Raw genomic sequence first — 1,166 nt, forward strand, 5'->3', positions numbered from 1 at the left:
CTTTCAAGCGCATGACCTGAAACATGTGCTTGCTGGTTTCCTTGTCCTCGATGGCGACAGGAGAGATAGCACTGCCTTTGACAAAATACTGTTGCATGTTAGCCTCCAATCACACCTGAAATATCCTTGGTCTTCTTAAATACACAGGCATTCCATTCCCCTTGAATCATATGAGTTTCAAGGAAAAATCCAGCTGACTCAGCCGACTTGCGCACCATTTCCCACTTATCCTTGATAATTCCACTCATGATCAGGTAGCCTTCATCCTTGACCAAACGATAAGCATCCTCGGTCAGATGGATGAGAATATCTGCCAAGATATTAGCCACAATCACATCTGCCTCAATCTCCACACCCTTGAGCAAATCTCCAGTAGCAACATGGATGTTTTCCATGCCAGGGTTGAGCTCGATATTTTCCTGAGCAACACGAACTGCCACATCATCCAGGTCGTAGGCAAAGATTTCCTTGGCACCAAGTAGCGAGCTGGCAATAGAGAGAACCCCTGAACCAGTACCCACATCTAGCACTGTTTCCCCACCACGAAGAACCTGCTCCAAGGCAAAGAGGCTCATCTTAGTGGTTGGATGGGTCCCCGTACCAAAAGCCATACCTGGATCCAGCTTGATAATCTTTTCCCCAGCAGCCGCCTCGTAGTCCGTCCAGGACGGCACAATGGTCAAGTCGTGAGTGATGCGAGCTGGCTCATAGTATTTCTTCCAGTTGTCTGCCCAGTCTTCCTCAGCCAAGGCAGTCGTGCCCATCTTGACCTCTCCTAGATCCATAAAATCAGTTAATTCTGCCAGGCGAGCCTGCAAATCTGCCTCAACCACTGCTACATCAACCGTATCAGGATAGTAGGCGGTCACTACGATTTCTTCATGTTGCTCGACCTCTGGGAAAATCTCACCAAAACGGTCGACATTCCCCACATAGTCCATGCTGTCTTCAATCGCAACACCTTGCGCCCCCAACTCAATCAAGAGATTGGAGACCAGTTCCTCTCCCTCACGCTTAACTGTAACTTTTAACTCTTGCCATGTTTCCATTTTGAATCTCCCTTATTTTTCTTAAATTCTTCAATCACATCTGTATAGTGTTCTTTCATTGCGCTATGAATCTGCTGTTTAAAAATACCAAACGTAATATAATAAACAAATAGAACA

General features: G+C 46.3%; 1 protein-coding gene. It reads right to left on the reverse strand.

What is annotated here, in order from left to right; all coding sequences use genetic code 11:
• Window positions 1–98 precede the first annotated feature (98 nt).
• Window positions 99–1,049: a 50S ribosomal protein L11 methyltransferase gene (gene prmA, locus ABZ319_RS40470; protein ID WP_354991888.1), complete on the reverse strand. Its 951-nt coding sequence runs from the start codon at window positions 1,047–1,049 to the stop codon at window positions 99–101.
• Window positions 1,050–1,166: the final 117 nt, after the last annotated feature.

The organism is Nocardia sp. NPDC005978 (genome assembly GCF_040614455.1).
In the GTDB taxonomy this organism is placed as follows: Bacteria; Actinomycetota; Actinomycetes; order Mycobacteriales; family Mycobacteriaceae; genus Nocardia.